Genomic DNA, 20542 nt, shown 5'->3' with positions numbered 1-20542 from the left:
GAAAGGCCAGACTCCGAGAAGCCTGACCTATAGAAAATTTGCGGCAGGATTGCAAATGACAATGCCTTAATTTCATGTCAGCTCTGTGTAACAAGAGCTGTCAGAACACTGCGCTGTCATTGCCGCGCCTGGGCATCCTGGGCCCGCATCGACAAGGCGACACGTTCGGCCGTGCCCAGCGGAATCTCGCCAACCACCGTGACCATCACCTTGCCTTTGGGGGTTGTCAGGCGCCGCGATACTGCGACAGTGGGCCCAAGCTGGGCGCGGGTATCGATACCGGACTCGTTGCCGATCGGTTCAAGGAAGACCGAAAAACGGGCCAGACCATCGTCATACATCAGACTGCTGACAGTACTCTTGCGCTCGGGATCGCGCCGTACTGAGCTGTTGACCAGCTCGAAACCCGGCGGCAGCCAATCGGAACGCCATCCGGCAACACCCTCTGAAGTGCCTGGCGCGATCTTTTCGACAGGTCGGCAGGCAGCGCCAGCACCAAGGTCGGCGTCGGTCGGCACCGTGTCGGTATCCAGGCGAGTCATCTGGAAACGCTCAAGCAACTGGCCCTTGTCGTTGAGCATCAACGAACGCAGGGGCAGTCCGGTGCGGCGATCAAGGTGCAGTTCGAAGGCATAGCGGTGCTGGTCACGCGGGGTGAGGGAGACAACCACGGCGTCGCGCCCGGCAACGCGTGACTCGCCTGACACGCTCAGGTCGTACCAGCTCATCAGTTTCAAGGGATCAAGCACACGCGCGGCATTATCCGGCGGGGCACTCACACTGGTGACCAGGTTGCCACTGACGCACTGCACCTTGCCATTGACCCGCACGATTTCCTGGGCCGAGCCGTCGAGCTGCAACAGCCGCTCGCTGACCTTGCCATCCTGGACGCGATGCCAGATATCGTGGGAAGAGAAGCTGCCGTTACGCTCGTAAACGAATGAACCCTGGTAACTCTGCTGCTGCTCGGCCCGTGCCAGCTTGTTCAGCCACTCACTCGCCTCAGGCGAGGAATTGGCGGCCAGGGCCTGCACCGTCAGGCTGCTGCCAAGCAGCAGCGACAGGAGAGGTAGCGCGCGCATGATCCTCCTTACTTAGCGGTTTTCCAGGCTGGCAGCGCGAGCGTAAGGCAGCGCGGTCTCGTTGCCCTTCAGCGCGGACTCCTGGGCATGCTGACGCAGGTAACCTGGCAGCCGCTGATCCCAGCCAGCCTGGTTCTGCAGCACACCGTTGGCCATTGGCCCGGTCGGTTGCTCGTTGCTCTCACTATAGCCTGCCAATACAGCCGGACCTTGCACCTGAGGCATGCTCAGCCCTTGCTGGGCCGGTTGCTGAGCGGCCAACTGGGCTCCGGTGATTTCATCCTGGTTGTACAAGCGCACGCCAGCGAGCACGGCAACAGTCACCGATGCGGCCACGGCCAGGCGGCCGATGCTGCGCCATGGGCCCTGCTTGACCTTGGCCGGGACTGCCTCGTCGGCGAGCGCCGCGGAAACTGCCGAGGCGATGTCCAGCTTGGGCATCAGCAGTTCCTTATGCATGGCTGCGCGGGCAATCTGGTAGCGCGACCAGGTGGCGCGGGTTTCTGCATCATCGACCGCGTTCAGCACGCGACGCAGTTCCAGTTCGTCCGCTTCGTTATCCATCACTGCGGACAGCGATTCCTGCAAAGCTTCACGACTCATGGCGGTTCCTCTCTTGGCTGTCGCCGCTGTCTCAGGTTTCCTGCAACAAAGGTTGCAGGGCTTTATCTATGGCCTCCCGAGCGCGGAAAATTCGAGAGCGCACGGTACCCACCGGACATTGCATGACACTGGCAATGTCTTCATAACTCAGTCCATCGAACTCGCGCAGGGTCAGTGCCGTGCGCAAATCTTCCGGCAGTTGCTGGATTGTTCGATGGACAGTGCCTTCGATTTCATCCCGCAACAACGCGCGCTCTGGGGACTCGAGATCCTTGAGGCCATGATCGCCGTCGTAAAACTCCGCATCCTCGGAGCTCACATCACTGTCTGGTGGCCGCCTTCCACGGGATACCAGGTAGTTCTTCGCCGTGTTTATGGCGATGCGGTACAGCCAGGTGTAGAAGGCACTGTCTCCGCGAAAATTCCCAAGCGCACGGTATGCCTTGATGAAGGCTTCCTGCGCCACGTCCTGCGCTTCATGGGTGTCGTGTACGAAACGTACGATCAACCCGAGAATCTTGTGCTGATACTTCAGCACCAACAGATCGAACGCTCGCCTGTCGCCACGCTGCACGCGCTCGACAAGCTGCTGATCCTCTTCCTGGGTTAGCATGAACACTCCTCAATGATCTCGAAGGAGCGTTGCAACAACCATCGTTCAGGCTTGCAACCATAGACTCGGGCTTTGCGCAAAAGTTCTCCCCTCCAAGCAAGTTTCCTACGGCCCTTGGTCGGCTCGCACGGAAGACGCAGCGCGGTTACGGCCGGCTACGTCGATAATCAGGATTCATTACGCAGGTGCCAGCCCAGAATAGGACTGGTGCCTTGCGTCGCCGCGGCAATCTTTGGCGTAAGGGCAGCCTGTATAGGATTTCCAGGCATATCGGAAAGTTCCCAGAAAGATCGCCACTCACCCGCAAGTGCCATTGGAAATCAGGCGCCCGGGACTGCTATAAAGGCAACCCGACCCGGTTTCACGATAGTTTCACATTGCCATCGGCGCCCGACTATTGTGCCGTGCCCCCCCCAAAGATTACTAGTGTCCCGACATGAGCCAACAATTCCAACATGATGTCCTGGTGATCGGTAGCGGTGCCGCCGGTCTCAGCTTGGCACTGAACCTTCCCGGCCACCTGCGCATCGCCGTGCTGAGCAAGGGCGACCTGGCCAACGGTTCGACCTTCTGGGCCCAAGGCGGCGTCGCCGCAGTGCTCGATGACACCGATACCGTACAGTCGCATGTCGAGGATACCCTCAATGCCGGAGGTGGCTTGTGTCATGAGGATGCAGTGCGTTTCACCGTCGAGCACAGCCGCGAAGCCATCCAGTGGCTGATCGAGCAGGGTGTGCCGTTCACCCGTGACGAACACTACAGCGTCGACGACGGCGGTTTCGAGTTCCACCTGACCCGCGAGGGCGGCCACAGCCACCGGCGCATCATCCATGCCGCCGACGCCACCGGCGCCGCGATCTTCACTACCCTGCTGGAGCAGGCGCGCAAGCGGCCGAACATCCAGTTGCTGGAACAGCGCGTGGCCGTCGACCTGATCACCGAGCGGCGCCTGGGCCTGGATGGAGATCGCTGCCTTGGCGCCTACGTCCTGGACCGCAACACCGGCGAGGTGGACACCTTCGGCGCCCGTTTCACCGTCCTGGCCACCGGCGGCGCGGCCAAGGTGTACCTCTATACCAGCAATCCCGACGGTGCTTGCGGCGACGGCATCGCCATGGCCTGGCGCGCCGGCTGCCGGGTGGCAAATCTTGAGTTCAACCAGTTCCACCCGACCTGCCTGTACCATCCGCAGGCCAAGAGTTTCCTGATCACCGAGGCCCTGCGCGGCGAGGGTGCGCTGCTGCGCCTGCCCAACGGCGAGCGCTTCATGCCGCGCTTCGACCCACGTGAAGAGCTGGCGCCACGGGATATCGTTGCCCGCGCCATCGACCACGAAATGAAGCGCCTGGGGGTGGACTGCGTCTACCTGGACATCAGCCACAAGCCGGCCGACTTCATCAAGAATCACTTCCCGACAGTCTACGAACGCTGCCTGGCGTTCGGTATCGACATCACCCGTCAGGCTATCCCGGTGGTACCGGCAGCCCATTACACCTGTGGTGGGGTAATGATCGACGAGCATGGCCACAGCGACGTGCCCGGCCTGTACGCCATCGGCGAAACAAGCTTCACCGGCCTGCATGGCGCCAACCGCATGGCCAGCAACTCGCTGCTTGAATGCTTCGTCTACGGTCGCGCTGCCGCCGCCGACATCGAGGCGCGCCTGGACCAGGTCGCCATGCCCCGTGCCCTGCCCTGCTGGGATGCCAGCCAGGTCACCGATTCGGACGAGGACGTGATCATCGCGCACAACTGGGACGAACTGCGGCGTTTCATGTGGGACTATGTCGGCATCGTGCGCACCAGCAAACGCCTGCAACGGGCCGAGCACCGGGTGCGCATGTTGCTGGACGAAATCGACGAGTTCTACAGCAACTACAAGGTCAGCCGTGACCTGATCGAGCTGCGCAACCTGGCGCAGGTGGCCGAGTTGATGATCCGCTCGGCCATGCAACGCAAGGAAAGCCGGGGCCTGCATTACACCTTGGATTATCCGGGGATGCTACCGGAGGCCAAGGACACGATCCTGGTACCAGCGAACCACGAGTAAGACCTGGACCGGCATGGGACCGGGCTAGCCGCGAAGAGAACAGCCTCTGTATCGACCTCGCGGCGCCGGCCCGCTCACACGAACCGCCATCAAGCCAATGCTGGATCGATCACCAGCACCAGCTTCCCGGAAACCTGGTTGCTTGCCAGCTCCGCATACGCAGCTTCGGCAAATTCACCCGGATAGGTGTCGACCAGCTGTGGCGACAGTCGCCCCTCGCTGAACAACGGCCACACCTGCTGGCGCAATTCGCGCAACAATTCGGCCTTGAACCCGTCAGCACGGTTGCGCAGCGTGGACCCGGTGATTTCCAGGCGCTTGCCCAACACCAGCGCCAAATCCAGCTCGACCTTGCGCCCGCCCATCAGGCCAATGATCACCCAACGCCCGTCTCGGGCCAGCAGTTGAAGGTTGAGCGACGCATAGCTGGCACCCACCGGGTCCAGAATCACATCGAATGGACCGAGCTGCTTCAGGTCGTCGAGGTTGCCATTACGCACCACGCCACCCGCAGCCCCCAGCGACTCACAGTAGGCCAGGCGCTCCGGCGAGCCGACGCTGACCCACACCGGGCTGCCGAATGCCTTGCACAGCTGGATGGCCGCAGAGCCCACGCCACTGGCGCCGGCATGCACCAGTACCTTCTCGCCAGCCTTCAATGCGCCCAGCTGGAAGATGTTCAGCCAGGCCGTGGCATACACCTCGGGAATCGCAGCGGCCTCGTGCAGGCTCAACCCTTCGGGCACCGGCAGCACATGACGGGCGTCGACCACCACCTCCTCGGCCATGCCGCCGCCGGCGAGCAATGCACAGACCCGGTCGCCCACACGCCAATCGGCACCCGCCCCGACTTCCTCGACGACACCGGCGCATTCCAGGCCCATATAAGGGCTGGCACCAGGAGGCGGCGGGTACAGCCCCGCACGCTGCAGCAGGTCGGCGCGGTTCAGGCCCGCGGCGGCCACACGGATACGTACCTGCCCGGCATCGCAGGCCGGGCGCTCGGCCTCGACCCACGCCACATGTCCGTCAACGCCTTGCAATGCCTTCACAGTGCCTCCATAGTTGAATCATATGACCGAGCCTGGGCACGCCAAGTCCCAGGCTTTTTGCAGTATGCGTCCGGCTCCGATGGAACCGGCGAACGGATAAGACGGCCTACTATGCGTGATCAATTGCCTCCACGTCGAATCAGCATGAAGCATTTCCTCCCCAGCACCGCCCTCGCCCTCATGATCGGCCTGGGCAGCCTCACGCTCGGTGGCAATGCGGCCGCCGCCAACAAGTGGGACAGCCTGCAGCCAGACCGCGACGAAGTAGTCGCCAGCCTCAACATCGTCGAGCTGCTCAAGCGCCACCACTACAGCAAGCCGCCGCTGGACGACGCCCGTTCGGTCATCATCTATGACAGCTACATCAAGCTGCTCGACCCTTCGCGCAGCTACTTCACTGCCGCCGACATCGCCGAATTCGACAAATGGAAGACCCAGTTCGACGACTTCCTGAAAAGCGGCAACCTCGAGCCGGGCTTCACCATCTACAAGCGCTACCTTGACCGCGTGAAATCGCGCCTGGACTTCGCCCTGGCGGAGCTGGCCAAGGGTGCCGACAAGATCGACTTCACGGTGAAGGAAGACCTGCTGGTCGACCGCAAGGATGCCCCGTGGATGAAGAACCAGGCCGAGCTCGACGACCTGTGGCGCAAGCGCGTCAAGGACGAAGTGCTGCGCCAGAAGATCGCCGGCAAGGATCCCAAGCAGATCCAGGAAACCCTGACCAAGCGCTACAAGAACCAGCTGGCGCGCCTGGACCAGACCCGCGCGGAAGACATCTTCCAGGCCTATATCAACACCTTCGCCCAGTCCTACGACCCGCATACCAACTACCTGTCGCCGGACAACGCCGAGAACTTCGACATCAACATGAGCCTGTCGCTCGAAGGCATCGGCGCGGTGCTGCAGAGCGACAACGACCAGGTCAAGATCGTTCGCCTGGTGCCGGCCGGCCCTGCCGCCAAGACCAAGCAGGTGGCGCCGGCCGACAAGATCATCGGCGTCGCCCAGGGCAACAAGGAAATGGTCGACGTGGTCGGCTGGCGTCTTGACGAAGTGGTCAAGCTGATCCGCGGCCCGAAAGGCTCGGTGGTGCGCCTGGAGGTCATCCCGGCCAGCAACGCGCCGAACGACCAGACCAGCAAGATCGTCTCGATCACCCGCGAAGCGGTCAAGCTTGAGGAGCAGGCGGCGAAGAAGTCGGTGCTCAAGCTCAAGCAGGATGGCCGCGACTACAAGCTCGGCATCATCGAGATCCCGGCCTTCTATCTGGACTTCAAGGCCTACCGCGCTGGTGATCCGGATTACAAGAGCACCACCCGCGACGTGAAGAAGCTGCTCACCGAGCTGCAGAAAGAGAAAGTCGACGGCGTGGTCATCGACCTGCGCAACAACGGTGGCGGCTCGCTGCAGGAAGCCACCGAGCTGACCAGCCTGTTCATCGAGAAGGGCCCGACCGTGCTGGTGCGCAACAGCGACGGGCGCGTCGACGTGCTCGAGGACGAGAACCCCGGCGCCTTCTACAAAGGCCCGCTGGCACTGCTGGTCAACCGCCTGTCGGCGTCCGCCTCGGAAATTTTCGCCGGGGCCATGCAGGACTACCACCGTGCGCTGATCATTGGTGGCCAGACCTTCGGCAAAGGCACCGTGCAAACCATCCAGCCGCTCAACCATGGCGAACTCAAGCTGACGCTGGCCAAGTTCTACCGGGTTTCCGGGCAGAGCACCCAGCACCAGGGCGTGCTGCCGGACATCGCCTACCCGTCGATCATCGACACCAAGGAGATCGGCGAAAGCGCGCTGCCTGAAGCCATGCCGTGGGACACCATCCGTCCAGTGGTCAAGCCTGCCTCCGATCCGTTCAAACCGTTCCTGACGCAGCTCAAGGCGCAGCATGAGGCGCGCAGCGACAAGGATGCCGAGTTCGTCTATATCCGCGACCGCCTGGCACTGACCCAGAAGCTGATGAACGAGAAGACCGTCAGCCTCAACGAGCAGCAACGTCGCGCTCGCCACGACGAGATCGAAGCCAAACAGCTGGCGCTTGAGAACATCCGACGCAAGGCCAAGGGCGAAGAGCCGCTCAAGGAACTGAAAAAAGAGGACGAGGACGCCCTGCCCGCCGAGCCGGACGACACCAAGCCCGAGGACGATGCCTACCTGTCCGAGACCGGTCGCATCCTGCTCGACTACCTGAGCCTCAGCACCTCGGTGGCCAAGCACTGAAATGATGGCAAAATAATGTGAGCTGTCATCAAACAGTCACCGGACTGTCGTGAAATAGAAGGGCCGAACGTGCAAGCGTCCGGCCCTTTTCAATTCAGGAAGCAGTCCATGACCGTCACCGAACAGCTCAGCGCATTGAGTGCCATCCTGGCTCAACGCAGCATCCACTGTCTGTTCCAACCCATCGTCTGCCTTTCCGAACGGCGCATCCTCGGCTATGAGGCCCTGAGTCGCGGCCCCTCCAACAGCCCCTTGCACTCGCCCCTGAACCTGTTCGCCATCGCCCGCCAGGCCGGTCGCCTGGGTGAACTGGAGGTGCTGTGCCGGGAAACCGCCTGCCGACGCTTCAGCGAGCTGAACCTTGGGGGCCAGCTGTTTCTCAACGTCTCGCCCGAATCCCTGGTGGAACCCAATTACCCTTCCGGGCGCACTCTGCAGATGCTCGAACAGGTCGGCCTGTCCCCCAGCCGGGTGGTCATCGAACTGACCGAGCAGACCCCCACCGAAGACTTCCAACTGCTGTACAACGCCCTGCACCACTACCGCGACATGGGTTTTTCCATCGCCCTGGATGACCTGGGTGCCGGTTACTCGAGCCTGCGCCTGTGGTCGGAACTGCGCCCGGACTATGTGAAGATCGACCGCCATTTCATCGATGGTATCCACCTGGACCCACTCAAGCGTGAGTTCGTCGGTTCGATCCTGCAGATCGCACGCGCTTCCCGCGCTCAAGTAATCGCCGAAGGCATCGAACTGGCCGAGGAACTGGCCATACTGGGCGACATGGGCGTGGATCTGGTCCAGGGCTACCTGCTGGGGCGCCCCCAGGAGTTTCCCCCAGGCGACAGCCTCGGCCTGCTGCCCCCGGCGCCGGATACCGCCGTGGCGCTGGCCGAGGACAGCAGCGATCTAAGCGCCCTGCTCATCCTGCAACCCTCGGTCACACGCGATACCCCCATCCAGCAGGTGCTCGAGGCATTCCACCGCCAGGCCAACCTCAATTCGCTCGCGGTGCTGGATGAGCGTGGCAAACCCTGTGGCATCGTCCACCGCCATTCACTTGCCGACGCCCTGCTCAAGCCTTTTGGCACCGACCTGTTCGCCCGCAAGCCAATCAGCCGGTTGATGAGCCAGGACTTTCTCGCCGTCGAGCGCAGCCAGTCGCTGCAGCAGGTCAGCCGGCTGCTTACCAGCCGCGCCCGCCAGCGTATCGAGGAAGATTTCATCATCACCCAGAGTGGGCGTTACCTGGGCCTGGGGCGAGTGATCGACGTACTCAAGCTGATCACCGAACAGAAGATCCAGCAGGCCAGGCACGCCAACCCACTCACCCTGCTGCCCGGCAACGTACCGATCCAGCAGTGTCTGGCGCGCCTGCTGCTGCAACGGCGCGAGGCCGCCGTATGTTACGTGGACATCGACAACTTCAAACCCTTCAACGATATCTATGGCTATGCCCGTGGCGACGAAGTGCTGTTGTGCCTGGCGCAGTGCCTGAGCGACTGCGTCGACCCAAGCAGGGATTTCGTCGGCCATATCGGTGGGGATGATTTCATGCTGGTACTGGGATCGGCAGACTGGCGAGCGCGGCTTGAACTGCTGCTGGAGGCCTTCGTCCGGCAATGTCGACGCTTCTATCGCGGTGAACACCTGGAGGCCGGCTGCTTTATTGCCCATAACCGTCAGGGTCAACGGGAAACCTTCGAGCTGCTTTCGCTGTCGATCGGGGTGGTCTGGCTCGCGCCTGGAAGCTGCGCAGGGCTGGATGCCGGCCAGTTGGCCGAGCTCGCCTCACAGGCGAAAAGAAAGGCCAAGGAAACCGGCGGGGCGAGCCTGAGCCTGATCGACACAACGGTACTGGAGTAAACCCTGGCAGGCTCCAGCAACTGCTACCGCGTCAGGTAGCCCTCCCCCGGTTTCAGGCCTCTTCCGGGTAACGGTACTCGAACACCCGCACCACTTCCGAGGCATGCCAGGACGCCGCCTCCATACCGTCCACCGGCCCGGAAAACCGTCCCAGGCGCTCGACACACTCGAAAAACCCGGTGCGTGGCAGGCGGCTGGCGCCTTGGCTGATCACCAGCGAACTGCGCAGCGGCTGCTCGGCGCGAGCGTCGAGCACCGCCAGGTACTCAAGGGCCGCGGTCAAGGTCTGCATGGCGGGGCTGGGCAATTGCAAACGCTCGAGCAGTGCCCGGTAGGTCAGCAGATGGCGTTGCCGGCGGGCCAGGTCGAGCTCGCTCAGCAGGCCCTGCCATTGCTGACGGCTGATCCTGACCTGGCTCATGACGGCTCGCTCCAGCCGGCCACGCCCAGGTGCCACGCCAGGCTGCGCAGAATGGCCGCGTCGGGGCGGCGCTCGCCAGACTCGATCATGGCCAGGTATGCCGGGCTGATGCCGACACTGCGTGCCAGCTGCTCCGGCGCCAGCCCCTTGGCCTGACGCAAGGACGCCAGCTCATCCAGTGAGGACAGGCTGGCGCTTGGTTGAGTGCTGGCAACATTGCTGTCGGTGACGGGTGCGCTGGCCGGTGCCTGGCCTGCGGCCGCGAGCAACGCCTGATACTGCTCCCAGGGAACCACTGCGTACTCGGGCTGACCGTCCCGGCTGATGACCTGAATACCCATACAACCCCCTTGACGTTGGATTACGGCATGTAATCCGTAGGCATAACCCTTATGCCAATTATATTACCAACCTCGGGGGTCTGTGCGGAATCAGCTGCCAGGCCTTTCCAGGCGCAGTGCTTCAGCGGTATCCGGCAGCCGTTCGACCACGCGCAGCCGCTCCGGCGCCTGGCTGTCGCGCCAGTCCTTGAAGCGGCCCAGCTCATCAGCCACGGTCTTGAGCACCCAGCCCAGCACGGCGATGTCATCGAGTAGGCCGACACCCAGCAGCCAGTCGGGGATGGCATCCAGTGGGCTGACGAAGTAGAGCAGCCCGGCGACGATGGTCACCAGTGCCTTGGGGCTGACAGCGCGGTACTCGCCACGCCACCAGGCCAGGCAAAGCGCCTGCATCAGGCGCAGGTCCTCGCGCAGCTGGCCCAGCTTCGGCCCTTTGCGGGCCACTGCGAACAGCAATGCCGGCAGCCGGCCACGGCTGAGCAAGCGTTCGGCAAGGGGCAGGAAGCGGGCGAAATTCCAGGGTGCGCTCATGGGGCCTCCAGGGGAGCCAGAGGTTATCCACATTTATTGTGGATAACCTTGTGAACAGGGCGGCATTGACGCCGCGTGGTGCCCACCGGGCAAGGGCCGGGTACGAATCGGGCGTTTTTTACACAACCGTTTCAACCGCGCAAACGTTTTGCGACAAAGGCACCTGTATTCAGGCCGGGCACTGCTTGCGACAGTGAATGACGCCAACGGTTCGCGTCAAGCACTGCTGAAAACGACGACGCCCCGTCGAAACGGGGCGTCTTCATGCAACACGACGGCTATTACTTGGCCGGTGCTTCGCCAGCCTTGGCCGGGTCTTTGATGGCCAGCAGTTCCAGGTCGAACACCAGGACCGAGTTGGCCGGAATCAGCGGGCTCGGGCTCTGGGCGCCGTAGGCCAGTTCAGCCGGGATGTACAGCTTGTACTTCTCGCCGACATGCATCAGTTGCAGGCCTTCGACCCAACCCGGGATCACGCCGCTGACCGGCAGGTCGATCGGGCTGCCGCGCTCGACGGAGCTGTCGAATACCTTGCCGTCGGTCAGCTTGCCCTCGTAGTGGACAGTGACGACGTCGGTCGGCTTGGGTTGCGGGCCATCGGCCTTTTTCACAACTTCATACTGCAGGCCCGAGGCGGTGGTGATCACGCCAGGTTTCTTGCCGTTTTCCTCAAGGAATTTCTTGCCGGCGGCGGCTGCTTCCTCGCTGGCCTTGGTCAGGCGTTCTTCGGCGCGCTTCTGCAAGGCGGTGAAGGCTTCGACCAGCTCTTCGTCCTTGATGCGCTGTTCCTTCTTGCCAACAGCGTCCTCGATGCCTTGGGCGACGGCTTTCGAGTCGAGGTCGTCCATGCCTTCCTGGGCCAGGCTCTTGCCCATGTTCAGGCCGATACCGTAGGAGGCCTTCTGTGCTGGGGTCTTCAGCTCGACGCTGCTGGTCTGGGCGTCGCAACCGGCGAGGACCAGGCCTACCAGGGCAACCGCGGCCGCCAAACGATGCTGTTTCATGTAATTTCCTTGTTCATGCGCCATGAGGGCAATCAGGGTAAAGCCGCGAGCTTAGCAGGCGGCCGCGACCAATGGCTACCGGGATAAGAGCTGCTTTGGGAGCGGAAGTTCCTGGGTGAAAGGTTGTTCATGGTCGCACAGGCAGCCTTTGGCCAGTATTCACGCTGTTTCATGAGTCGTAGCACGCTTTTGCAGGTGAGGCTCCAGTCTTGCAATTGCTGTCGCGGCCTCTCGCCGGCAAGCCGGCTCCCACAGAAAACACCGTTGCCCTTTCAGCAACTGACTCAGGCGATCCCGACCTGATTGCGCCCACTGTTCTTGGCCTGGTACAGCCCCTTGTCCGCCGCCGAGATCAGCTGTCGGCAATGGCTGCCGACACTCGGGGTCAGGGTCGCCAGGCCGATGCTCACGGTCAGGTGCGACGCCGCCTCGGGCACGGTATGGGCGATCTTCAGGCCCATGATGGTCTGGCGCAGTTTTTCGGCCACCAGGCGCGCGCCGCCGGGCGAAGTGTTGGGCAGCACCAGGGCGAACTCCTCACCGCCATAACGCGCCGGCAGGTCGGTGGGACGCGAGCAGCAGCCACGGATGGCCTCGGCCACCTGGCGCAGGGCCTCGTCGCCGGCCAGGTGGCCGAAACTGTCGTTGAACGCCTTGAAATAGTCGACATCGATCATCAACAGCGACAACTGCTGCTGCTCGCGAATCGCCCGGCGCCATTCCAGCTCCAGGTATTCGTCGAAGTGACGACGGTTGGATAACCCGGTCAGGCCGTCCGAGTTCATCAGCCGCTGCAGCATCAGGTTGGTGTCGAGCAACTGCTGCTGGCTTACGCGCAGCGCGCGGTAGGCCTCGTCGCGCTGCAACAGGGTGAGGTAGGAGCGCGAGTGGTAGCGGATACGCGCCACCAGCTCGATGGTATCCGGCAACTTGACCAGGTAGTCGTTGGCCCCGGCGGCGAAGGCCGCGCTCTTGACCAGCGGATCCTCCTTGGTCGACAGGACGATGATCGGAATGTCCTGGGTGGCCGGGTTGTTGCGGTATTCGCGCACCAGGGTCAGGCCATCAAGGCCCGGCATGATCAGGTCCTGGAGGATTACCGTGGGCTTGATGCGCATGGCCTGGGCCACCGCCTGGTGCGGGTCGGCGCAGAAGTGGAAGTCGATGTTCTCTTCGTGGGCGAGGCCACGGCGCACCGCTTCGCCGATCATGGCCTGATCATCGACCAGCAGGACCATCGCCGCACTTTCGTTGATGGTCGTGAAACCTTCGATCGGTAGATCATTCATGCGTAATCACCCATCCACTGCCGGCCACGCGGCGCGACTCAATACATATCGTCATTTCGGAAAGATTTCCATCAGTCGTCCGGCGATTCGCTCCAGCGGACGTATTTCCACCGCCGCGTCGATCGCCGCAGCGGCCTTGGGCATGCCGTACACCGCGCTGCTCTGCTGGTCCTGGGCGATGGTCAGGAAGCCCTGCTGGCGCATCAGCTTCAGGCCCTGGGCGCCGTCGCGCCCCATGCCGGTGAGCAGCACGCCCACCGCATCGCCGGACCAGCAGCGCGCCACGCTCTCGAAGAACACATCGATCGAGGGGCGGTAGATTTCGTTGACGGGCTCGGCAGTGTAGGCCAGCTCGCCATTCTTAAGGAGGCGGATATGGTGGTTGGTGCCGGCCAGCAGCACCTGCCCCGGCTGTGGCGGCTCACCCTCGCGGGCCAGGCGCACCGGCAGGCCGGAGGCGCTGCTGAGCCACTCGGCCATGCCGGCGGCGAAAACCTGGTCGACATGCTGGACCAGCACGATGGCCGCCGGAAAACTGCGCGGCAGCCCCTTGAGCAGTACTTCCAAAGCGGCAGGCCCACCCGCGGACGAGCCGATGGCGACCAGTGCGCGGCGCTGCGAGGCCTCGCGCAGCGGCACGCTAACCGCCCGAGGCGCGCTGGGCCGCTGCTGGCCGATCAGCCAGCCGATGTTGAGGATCTTGCGCAACAGTGGCGCGGCCGCCTCGCGTGCATCACCCGCGCCCAATGCCGGGGTGTCGACCACATCCAGGGCGCCATGGCCCATGGCCTCGAAGACCCGGTGCACATTCTGCTTGCGGTCCACGGTGACGATGACGATGGCGCAGGGGGTTTCGGCCATGATGCGCCGGGTCGCCTCCACGCCGTCCATGACCGGCATGATCAGGTCCATGAGGATCAGATCCGGCGTCTGCTCGGCGCACAGGCGCACCGCCTCGGCGCCGTTGCCGGCGACCCAGATCACCTGGTGCGCGGGCTCGAATGCCAACGCCCGGCGCAGGGCCTCGACGGCCATGGGCATGTCGTTGACAATGGCGATTCTCATCCCTGGGCACCTCCGATCAGCTCCTCGACCGCATCCAGCAACGCATCGTCGTGGAAGCTGGCCTTGGCCAAATAATAGTCGGCACCGGCATCCAGTCCACGACGCCGGTCTTCTTCGCGATCCTTATAGGACACCACCATCACCGGCAACGATTGCAGGCGGTTGTCGCGCCGCACCAGGGTGACCAGCTCGATCCCGTCCATGCGCGGCATGTCGATGTCAGTGATCAACAGGTCGAAATCATCGCTGCGCAGCGCGTTCCAGCCGTCCATGCCATCCACGGCCACCGCCACTTCGTAGCCGCGGTGACCCAGCAGCTTGCGTTGCAGTTCGCGCACGGTGAGCGAGTCGTCGACCACCAGGATGCGCTTGCGCACCGCACCCTTGACGCCCCGCCCACCGCGCTCGATACGCTCCAGGCGGCCGGTGCTGAGCAGCTTGTCCACCGAGCGCAGCAAGTCCTCGACATCGACGATCAGCACCACCGAACCGTCGTCGAGCAAGGCGCCAGCGGAGATGTCCTGGACTTTGCCCAGGCGCGGGTCCAGCGGCATCACCACCAGCACCCGCTCGCCGATCAGCCGCTCGACGGCCACCCCATAGAGCTGCTCGCGCTCGCGGATCACCACCACCCGCAGGCTCTGTTCGTCGCCCTGGGCCGCCGGCCGGTTGAGCAGCTGGCTGGCGGCCACCAAGCCGATGTGTCGCCCTTCGTGCCAGAAGTGCTGCCGCCCTTCAATCTGCACGATGGCCTCGGCCGCCACGTCGACGGTGCGCTCGATATGCGCCAGCGGGAAGGCGTAGGCCTCGCCGCCCACCTCGACGACCAGGCTGCGAACCACCGACAAGGTCAACGGTACTTCCACATGGAAGCAACATCCCTGGCCGGCCACCTGGGTCAACTCGATGGAGCCGCGCAGCTCACGGACCATGTGCTGCACCGCATCCAGGCCGACACCGCGCCCGGACACTTCGGTGACCGTGTCGCGCAGGCTGAACCCCGGCAGGAACAGGAATGTCAGCAGCTCGGCCTCGCTCATCTGCGCCACCGTCTCGGCCGGCGACAATGCGCGCTCGACGATACTCTCGCGCAAGCGCTGCAGATCGATACCGGCACCGTCGTCGGACAGTTCCAGAATCAGCAGCCCGGCCTGGTGCGAGGCGCGCAGGCGCACGGTGCCCTCGCTCGGTTTACCGGCCAGCAGGCGCTGCTCGGGCAGTTCGATGCCATGATCGACCGCGTTGCGCAGCAGGTGCGTCAGCGGCGCCTCGAGCTTTTCCAGCACGTCACGGTCGACCTGGGTCTTCTCGCCCTCGATTAACAGGCGCACCGGCTTGCCCAGCGAGCGCCCGAGGTCGCGGACCATCCGGCTCTGGCCGGTGAGCACATCGGCGAACGGACGCATGCGACAGGCCAGCGCCGTGTCGTACAGCAGTTGCGCGCGCTGGCTGGCCTGCCAACCGAACTCGTCGAGATCGGCCGCCTGCTGCAAGAGGATCTGCTGGGTTTCAGCCAGCAACTGCTGGGTCTGGGCCAGCGCTTCCAGCACCTCTGGCCCCTGCCCGCTCTCTTCCAGCTGGGCCTTCAGGCCATCGAGGCCGCGCATGCCCTGGCCATGCATGCGCTTCAGGCGCTGCAGGGTGGCCAGGTAGGGTTTCAGCCGCTGGGTCTCGACCAGCGACTTGCTCGACAGATCCAGCAGGCTGTTAAGACGGTCGGCGGTCACCCGCAAGACCCGCTCGCCCCCCTCGCCACCGCGCTTGCCGGCCTTGCGGGCTGGCACGGGTTCAGCTTCGGGTTCAAGCTCCGGCGGGGCCTGGAGCGTTGGCTCGGGTTCCGGCCGCGCCGCCAAGGCAGCGGGCGGCGCGCCTGGAACGCCAGCCTGCGCGATCACCGGCACGGGCGCAGAAGGGTCGAGCAGTGCTGTCATCTGTGCCAGGAACACCGCCACGGCGGCGTCGCCACCCTGATCTCCAGGGGTCGCGATGCGCATCAACAGGTCAGTGCCCTGCAACAAGGCGTCGATATGCTCCGGACGCAGCAGCAGGCGACCTTCCTGGGCGGCCACCAGGCAGTCTTCCATGACGTGGGCGACGCTGACCCCGGCATCGATACCGACAATCCGCGCAGCACCCTTGAGCGAGTGCGCTGCACGCATGCAGGCCTCGAGCTGGTCGGGTTGCGCAGGGTTGCGCTCCAGCGCCATCAAGCCGGCGCTGAGCACCTGGGTCTGGGCCTCGGCCTCCAGGCTGAACAGCTCGAGCAGCGACGCATCGCGCATTTGCTCCGGGGTCATGACAGGCTCCGCTTCACGGCTGACATCAGGTGTTGTTCATCCAGCACTCGCACACTGCGCCCTCGCCACTGCAACACGGCGGCGGTGAAATGCGCAGCATCGCGGCCGTGGTCCTGGCCCGCAAGGTCAAGACGATGGATGCCGTCGATCTCGTCCACCGGCACCACCACCGGCCCACCCTCGGCCGCCAGGATCAGCATGCGCGGCATGCTCCGCCCGGTGCGCTCCGCGCCCGACTGCGTCGGCACGCCCAGCAGGTCGGCGAGCGACAGGCAAGGCACCAGCGCACCGCGCACATTGGCGACCCCCTGCAGCACCCGCGAGCGCTGGTGCGGCAACGAGTGCACCGGCTGCGCCGGGGCGATCTCGGCAAGGCAGGCGGTGGCCAGGGCCAGCCACTCCTCGCCGAGGCGGAACAGCAGCATCGAGCGGCCGACCGCGCATTCCCCCACGATGGCCGTTTCGACCTGTTCGTCCTGGACCAGCGCATAGCGATCCAGCAAGCGCGTGGCCGCGTCGGCATACACCTCGCAATTGCGGCAGTGCACATGCCGCTCCAGCAACGGGCACTGTTTGTCGCCATGCACGCCGATGCGGTTCCAGCAATCGTCGATGGGCTGGTCGTCATTGGCGATCAGTTGCATATGGTATCCGCCGCTCATCGTTCAGACTCCCTGCCGGCCCGGGCGGCACGCTCCTGCAGGCGCCGGGCACCGGCCTCGTCCCCCTGCGCAGCCAGCAGCATGGCCAGGTGCATCAGTGCCTCAGGGTGCTGCGGCTCGAGGTAGAGCGCCTTGCGATAATGGGTGATGGCCTGCGCGGCATCGCCTTCGGTGTCACTGAGCAACCCCAGCCAGTAATAGACCTGCGCCTTGGGGGCGAACTGGCGCAGATAGCGCTCGCAGTCCGCCCTGGCCTGCCGGTTTTCACCGGCATTGGCCTGCCGGGCAATGAGGGCCAGCAACTGCGCTTCGTCTTGCGCCGGTACCGGCGTCGCTGGCACCGCGCTCGACCTGGCGACGCGGGGCGGCAGTGCCACGACACGTGGCGGCAGCGGCGCAGCGACCGGCTGGCGCGCAACCGGCAACGGCTTGGCAACAGGCCGTGGGGCATCATCCTGGCGCACGTAGGCGAATGACTGGGCAATCCCCAGCGGGCGCATGCCCAGGCGCGCCAGCAGGCTGCCCTCGGCGGGGCCGATGAACAGCACGCCCTGGGCGTGGATCAGGCGCTTGAGTACCTCGAACACCCGCTGCTGGGTCGGAACATCGAAGTAGATCAGCAAGTTGCGACAGAACACGAAATCGTATAGCCCTTCACGCGCCTTGAGCGCCGGGTCGAGCACGTTGCCCGCCTGCAGGCTGACTTGCTGGCGCACCCGCTCATCCAGGCGATGGGTATCGCCGCTTGGGCTGAAGTGCCGCTCGCGAAAGGCCAGCTCGCTGCCGCGAAAGGAGTTGCGCCCGTACAGCGCCTGCTCGCCCTTGGCCACCGAACTGGGGCTGATATCAATGCCATCGACGCGGAAAGCGCCCGGGCTCAGGCCAGCGTCGAGCAAGGCCATGGCGATCGAGTAGGGTTCCGCGCCCGTCGAGCACGGCAGGCTGAGGATGCGCAGGGGCCGTGCGCCGGCAAGTTCTGCCGCACGCTTGTGCGCCAGCCCCGCCAGCGCGGTGAAGGATTCTGGGTAGCGGAAAAACCAGGTCTCCGGAACGATGACCGCCTCGATCAGGGCCTGCTGCTCATCGCCGGACTGCTGCAAACGCAGCCAGTAGTCATCGAGATCCGCAGCCTGCACGAGCGTGCAGCGCTGGCGCAGGGCGCGCTCGACCATCGCTGCGCCGACCGACTCCACGTCCAGCCCGATACGTTCCTGCAGGAAACGGAAGAAGCGTTGCTCGCTCATGCTGGCTCCTGCCCAGGCTCGACGGGGTACAGCAGCTCACGCACCGCGTCCGACAACAGGTCGTTCACCTGGATGCGCTGCAACAAACCGCGGGCGTCCTGGCGCACCGGCCCGAGGTAGCGCGCGTCGGCATTGTCCAGGCCGTATGGCTGGAATTCCTCGGGGGCACAGCGCAGCGTATCGGTGGCCTGCTCCAGGACAAGCCCCAGCTGCAGGTCAGGGCGGCGCAAGTCGGCACGGTAGTGCACCAGTACCATCCGCGTACTGCTGCGCGACTGTGCCGCCACACCGAAGCTCAGCGCCGACAGGTCGATCACCGGTACCAGCACACCACGGTGGGCGAGCACCCCGGCCACCCATCCCGGCGCCTGGGCGATGGGCTTGAGGGTACGGCACGGCAGCACTTCGATCACTTCGCGCACGTCCAGGGCGAAGCGCTGGTCGGCGATGCGAAATTGCAGGTACAGCACGCCCTTGCCGGCTGATTCGCGATCCTCGCGAGGGGACGGTTCGTTCATCGTCGTCAGACTTTGAACCGCGAAACACCGCCACGCAGCCCGGCGGCTACCTGGCTCAGTTCGTCGATGGCGAAACTGGCCTGGCGCAGCGATTCCACGGTCTGGGTACTGGCATCGCTGAGCTGGGCCAGTGCCTGGTTGATCTGCTCGGCGCCGGTGGCCTGGGCCTGCATGCCCTCGTTGACCATCAGCACCCGCGGCGCCAGCGCCTGCACCTGATGGATTATCTGACTGAGCTGCTCGCCCACCTGCTGCACCTCGAACATGCCGCGGCGCACCTCCTCGGAGAACTTGTCCATGCCCATCACCCCGGCCGACACTGCGGACTGGATCTCGCGCACCATCTGTTCGATGTCGTAGGTGGCCACGGCGGTCTGGTCGGCAAGGCGGCGTACTTCGGTGGCGACCACGGCGAAACCGCGACCGTACTCACCGGCTTTTTCCGCCTCGATGGCGGCATTGAGCGACAGCAGGTTGGTCTGGTCGGCGACCTTGACGATGGTCACCACCATCTGCGTGATATTGCTGGCCTTCTCGTTGAGGATCGCCAGCTTGGCGTTGACCAGGTCGGCGGCGCCCATCACCTGGTGCATGGTCTCCTCCATGCGCGCCAGGCCCTGCTGGCCGGCACCGGCAAGGCTCGAGGCCTGGTCGGCCGACGAGGTGACTTCGGTCATGGTGCGCACCAGATCCCGTGAGGTCGCGGCGATTTCCCGCGAGGTGGCGCCGATCTCGGTGGTGGTGGCGGCCGTCTCGGTGGCGGTGGCCTGTTGCTGCTTGGAGGTGGCGGCGATCTCGGTGACCGAGGTGGTCACCTGCACCGACGAACGCTGGGCCTGCGACACCAGATTGGCCAGGGATTCGGCCATTTCGTTGAAGCCGCCCTCGATCGCGCCGAACTCATCCTTGCGGTCCAGGCTCAGGCGCATGCTCAGGTCGCCCGAACGCAGGCCGTCGAGGGCGTGCACGATGCGCTGCATGGGGGCGGTGATCGCGCGCATCAGCAGCAGGCCGCAAACGCCGGCGGCGACGATTGCCAGCAGCAGCGAGACGATCATGCTGCCTTTGGCGGTGGCCACGGCGCTGACGATTTCATTGGTGGCGTTGTCGGCCGACTCCCGGTTGCGCTCGATCACTTCGTTCAGGTGCAGGCGCCCTTCTCTCCAGGCGGGCGTCAGCACCTCGGCGATCAAGCGCTGGGCTTCGGCGTAGTTCTTCTGGCGATAGGTTTCCAGGACCTGGTCGACAATCTTGACGTAAGCCTCTTCCTGGCGCGTGAAATCGTCGAACGCGGCCTGGTCGGCCGGGTCGCGGATAGTGCCCTGGTAGCTGGCCATATGCTGCTTCAAACGGTCGTCGAAACTCTTGAACAACTCGGCATCGGTGGTGGTGAACTCGCGGTGGTTCGACAAGCCGACCAGTTGCTGGCTGGTGACATAGCTGTCGACCCAGGCGCTGCGGATCATCGAGCTGTAGTAGAGCCCGGGAATGCTGTCGGACCCTACCGCCTCCTCGCTGGACTCGATCGCCACCAGCCGCGAGTAGGCGGCCACGATCATCAGCAGCATGATGGCGATGATCACGGCGAAACTTGCCAGGATCCGTTGGCGCAAGGTCCAGTTCTTCACATTCAGCCCTCAGGAATTCGATACGAGCGGGAAAAATCGCCGAAGTATAG

Annotated in this window: 18 protein-coding genes; 3 read left to right on the top strand and 15 right to left on the bottom strand. The window is 64.2% G+C overall.

The window, feature by feature from the left end; translation table 11 throughout:
* Positions 1 to 116 precede the first annotated feature (116 nt).
* The 3 genes from OH705_RS12115 to rpoE are packed head-to-tail and all read right to left on the bottom strand — an operon-like array spanning position 117 to position 2298.
* The gene (locus tag OH705_RS12115) at positions 117 to 1082 is read right to left on the bottom strand and encodes a MucB/RseB C-terminal domain-containing protein (RefSeq protein WP_023630416.1); all 966 of its coding nucleotides are present in this window, start codon (positions 1080 to 1082) and stop codon (positions 117 to 119) included.
* 12 nt (positions 1083 to 1094) lie between these two features.
* The gene (locus OH705_RS12110) at positions 1095 to 1685 is read right to left on the bottom strand and encodes a sigma-E factor negative regulatory protein (RefSeq protein WP_094010128.1); all 591 of its coding nucleotides are present in this window, start codon (positions 1683 to 1685) and stop codon (positions 1095 to 1097) included.
* A 31-nt stretch (positions 1686 to 1716) separates the two neighbouring features.
* On the bottom strand, positions 1717 to 2298 hold the full coding sequence (gene rpoE / locus OH705_RS12105) for an RNA polymerase sigma factor RpoE (protein WP_010220971.1): 582 nt from the start codon (positions 2296 to 2298) through the stop codon (positions 1717 to 1719).
* A gap of 436 nt (positions 2299 to 2734) precedes the next feature.
* Between rpoE and nadB the strand changes: the two genes are divergently transcribed.
* A complete protein-coding gene (gene nadB / locus OH705_RS12100; RefSeq protein WP_094010129.1) occupies positions 2735 to 4348 on the top strand; it encodes an L-aspartate oxidase in 1614 nt (537 codons plus the stop codon).
* A gap of 89 nt (positions 4349 to 4437) precedes the next feature.
* On the opposite strand, the gene OH705_RS12095 is transcribed toward nadB, so the two are convergent.
* A complete protein-coding gene (locus tag OH705_RS12095) occupies positions 4438 to 5400 on the bottom strand; it encodes an NAD(P)H-quinone oxidoreductase (RefSeq protein ID WP_267302286.1) in 963 nt (320 codons plus the stop codon).
* A 144-nt stretch (positions 5401 to 5544) separates the two neighbouring features.
* Here OH705_RS12095 and OH705_RS12090 point away from each other — a divergent pair, with 144 nt between their 5' ends.
* Positions 5545 to 7626, top strand: coding sequence for a carboxy terminal-processing peptidase (locus tag OH705_RS12090; protein WP_031314804.1), 2082 nt, complete (start codon positions 5545 to 5547; stop codon positions 7624 to 7626).
* Positions 7627 to 7734: 108 nt separating this feature from the next.
* Positions 7735 to 9492, top strand: coding sequence for a bifunctional diguanylate cyclase/phosphodiesterase (locus tag OH705_RS12085; RefSeq protein WP_267302285.1), 1758 nt, complete (start codon positions 7735 to 7737; stop codon positions 9490 to 9492).
* A gap of 52 nt (positions 9493 to 9544) precedes the next feature.
* Here OH705_RS12085 and OH705_RS12080 read toward each other — a convergent pair whose 3' ends face one another.
* The 11 genes from OH705_RS12080 to OH705_RS12030 all read right to left on the bottom strand — a co-directional run bounded on the left by OH705_RS12080 (position 9545) and on the right by OH705_RS12030 (position 20492).
* A complete protein-coding gene (locus tag OH705_RS12080) occupies positions 9545 to 9913 on the bottom strand; it encodes a hypothetical protein (protein WP_023629774.1) in 369 nt (122 codons plus the stop codon).
* Positions 9910 to 10254: a helix-turn-helix domain-containing protein gene (locus OH705_RS12075; RefSeq protein WP_038705561.1), complete on the bottom strand. Its 345-nt coding sequence runs from the start codon at positions 10252 to 10254 to the stop codon at positions 9910 to 9912. The genes OH705_RS12080 and OH705_RS12075 overlap by 4 nt, the downstream gene beginning before the upstream one ends.
* Before the next feature lie 90 nt (positions 10255 to 10344).
* On the bottom strand, positions 10345 to 10785 hold the full coding sequence (locus tag OH705_RS12070; RefSeq protein WP_094010132.1) for a YkvA family protein: 441 nt from the start codon (positions 10783 to 10785) through the stop codon (positions 10345 to 10347).
* A gap of 281 nt (positions 10786 to 11066) precedes the next feature.
* Entirely contained in the window at positions 11067 to 11789 is a 723-nt protein-coding gene (locus OH705_RS12065; RefSeq protein ID WP_038705560.1) for an FKBP-type peptidyl-prolyl cis-trans isomerase, read from the bottom strand.
* A 284-nt stretch (positions 11790 to 12073) separates the two neighbouring features.
* Entirely contained in the window at positions 12074 to 13078 is a 1005-nt protein-coding gene (locus OH705_RS12060; RefSeq protein ID WP_038705559.1) for a response regulator, read from the bottom strand.
* A 51-nt stretch (positions 13079 to 13129) separates the two neighbouring features.
* Positions 13130 to 14143, bottom strand: a complete 1014-nt coding sequence (locus tag OH705_RS12055) for a chemotaxis response regulator protein-glutamate methylesterase (RefSeq protein WP_038705558.1) — start codon at positions 14141 to 14143, stop codon at positions 13130 to 13132.
* Positions 14140 to 16440, bottom strand: a complete 2301-nt coding sequence (locus tag OH705_RS12050; protein WP_267302284.1) for a hybrid sensor histidine kinase/response regulator — start codon at positions 16438 to 16440, stop codon at positions 14140 to 14142. Before OH705_RS12050 ends, OH705_RS12055 begins: the two co-directional genes overlap by 4 nt.
* Positions 16437 to 17102 (bottom strand): chemotaxis protein CheW, encoded by a 666-nt coding sequence (locus tag OH705_RS12045; protein ID WP_038705556.1) that lies wholly within the window; start codon positions 17100 to 17102, stop codon positions 16437 to 16439. Before OH705_RS12045 ends, OH705_RS12050 begins: the two co-directional genes overlap by 4 nt.
* Positions 17099 to 18346 (bottom strand): CheR family methyltransferase, encoded by a 1248-nt coding sequence (locus OH705_RS12040; protein ID WP_267302283.1) that lies wholly within the window; start codon positions 18344 to 18346, stop codon positions 17099 to 17101. Before OH705_RS12040 ends, OH705_RS12045 begins: the two co-directional genes overlap by 4 nt.
* Positions 18343 to 18864, bottom strand: coding sequence for a chemotaxis protein CheW (locus OH705_RS12035; RefSeq protein WP_267302282.1), 522 nt, complete (start codon positions 18862 to 18864; stop codon positions 18343 to 18345). The genes OH705_RS12040 and OH705_RS12035 overlap by 4 nt, the downstream gene beginning before the upstream one ends.
* 5 nt (positions 18865 to 18869) lie before the next feature.
* Positions 18870 to 20492 carry a methyl-accepting chemotaxis protein gene (locus tag OH705_RS12030; protein ID WP_038705554.1) on the bottom strand — a complete coding sequence of 541 codons (1623 nt, stop codon included), beginning with the start codon at positions 20490 to 20492 and terminating at the stop codon, positions 18870 to 18872.
* Positions 20493 to 20542 lie beyond the last annotated feature (50 nt).

It is taken from the genome of Pseudomonas sp. BJa3 (genome assembly GCF_026343815.1).
Taxonomy (GTDB): Bacteria; Pseudomonadota; Gammaproteobacteria; order Pseudomonadales; family Pseudomonadaceae; genus Aquipseudomonas; species Aquipseudomonas soli.
This window is presented reverse-complemented; position numbering and strand designations above follow the sequence as displayed.

Coding starts and splice junctions, on each gene's coding strand:
- OH705_RS12070 (WP_094010132.1), bottom strand. CDS start 10,785: ATGAGCGCACCCTGGAATTTCGCCCGCTTCCTGCCCCTTGCCGAACGC.
- OH705_RS12075 (WP_038705561.1), bottom strand. CDS start 10,254: ATGGGTATTCAGGTCATCAGCCGGGACGGTCAGCCCGAGTACGCAGTG.
- OH705_RS12115 (WP_023630416.1), bottom strand. CDS start 1,082: ATGCGCGCGCTACCTCTCCTGTCGCTGCTGCTTGGCAGCAGCCTGACG.
- OH705_RS12045 (WP_038705556.1), bottom strand. CDS start 17,102: ATGAGCGGCGGATACCATATGCAACTGATCGCCAATGACGACCAGCCC.
- OH705_RS12060 (WP_038705559.1), bottom strand. CDS start 13,078: ATGAATGATCTACCGATCGAAGGTTTCACGACCATCAACGAAAGTGCG.
- OH705_RS12110 (WP_094010128.1), bottom strand. CDS start 1,685: ATGAGTCGTGAAGCTTTGCAGGAATCGCTGTCCGCAGTGATGGATAAC.
- OH705_RS12065 (WP_038705560.1), bottom strand. CDS start 11,789: ATGAAACAGCATCGTTTGGCGGCCGCGGTTGCCCTGGTAGGCCTGGTC.
- OH705_RS12085 (WP_267302285.1), top strand. CDS start 7,735: ATGACCGTCACCGAACAGCTCAGCGCATTGAGTGCCATCCTGGCTCAA.
- OH705_RS12080 (WP_023629774.1), bottom strand. CDS start 9,913: ATGAGCCAGGTCAGGATCAGCCGTCAGCAATGGCAGGGCCTGCTGAGC.
- OH705_RS12090 (WP_031314804.1), top strand. CDS start 5,545: ATGAAGCATTTCCTCCCCAGCACCGCCCTCGCCCTCATGATCGGCCTG.
- OH705_RS12050 (WP_267302284.1), bottom strand. CDS start 16,440: ATGACCCCGGAGCAAATGCGCGATGCGTCGCTGCTCGAGCTGTTCAGC.
- OH705_RS12055 (WP_038705558.1), bottom strand. CDS start 14,143: ATGAGAATCGCCATTGTCAACGACATGCCCATGGCCGTCGAGGCCCTG.
- nadB (WP_094010129.1), top strand. CDS start 2,735: ATGAGCCAACAATTCCAACATGATGTCCTGGTGATCGGTAGCGGTGCC.
- OH705_RS12035 (WP_267302282.1), bottom strand. CDS start 18,864: ATGAACGAACCGTCCCCTCGCGAGGATCGCGAATCAGCCGGCAAGGGC.
- rpoE (WP_010220971.1), bottom strand. CDS start 2,298: ATGCTAACCCAGGAAGAGGATCAGCAGCTTGTCGAGCGCGTGCAGCGT.
- OH705_RS12040 (WP_267302283.1), bottom strand. CDS start 18,346: ATGAGCGAGCAACGCTTCTTCCGTTTCCTGCAGGAACGTATCGGGCTG.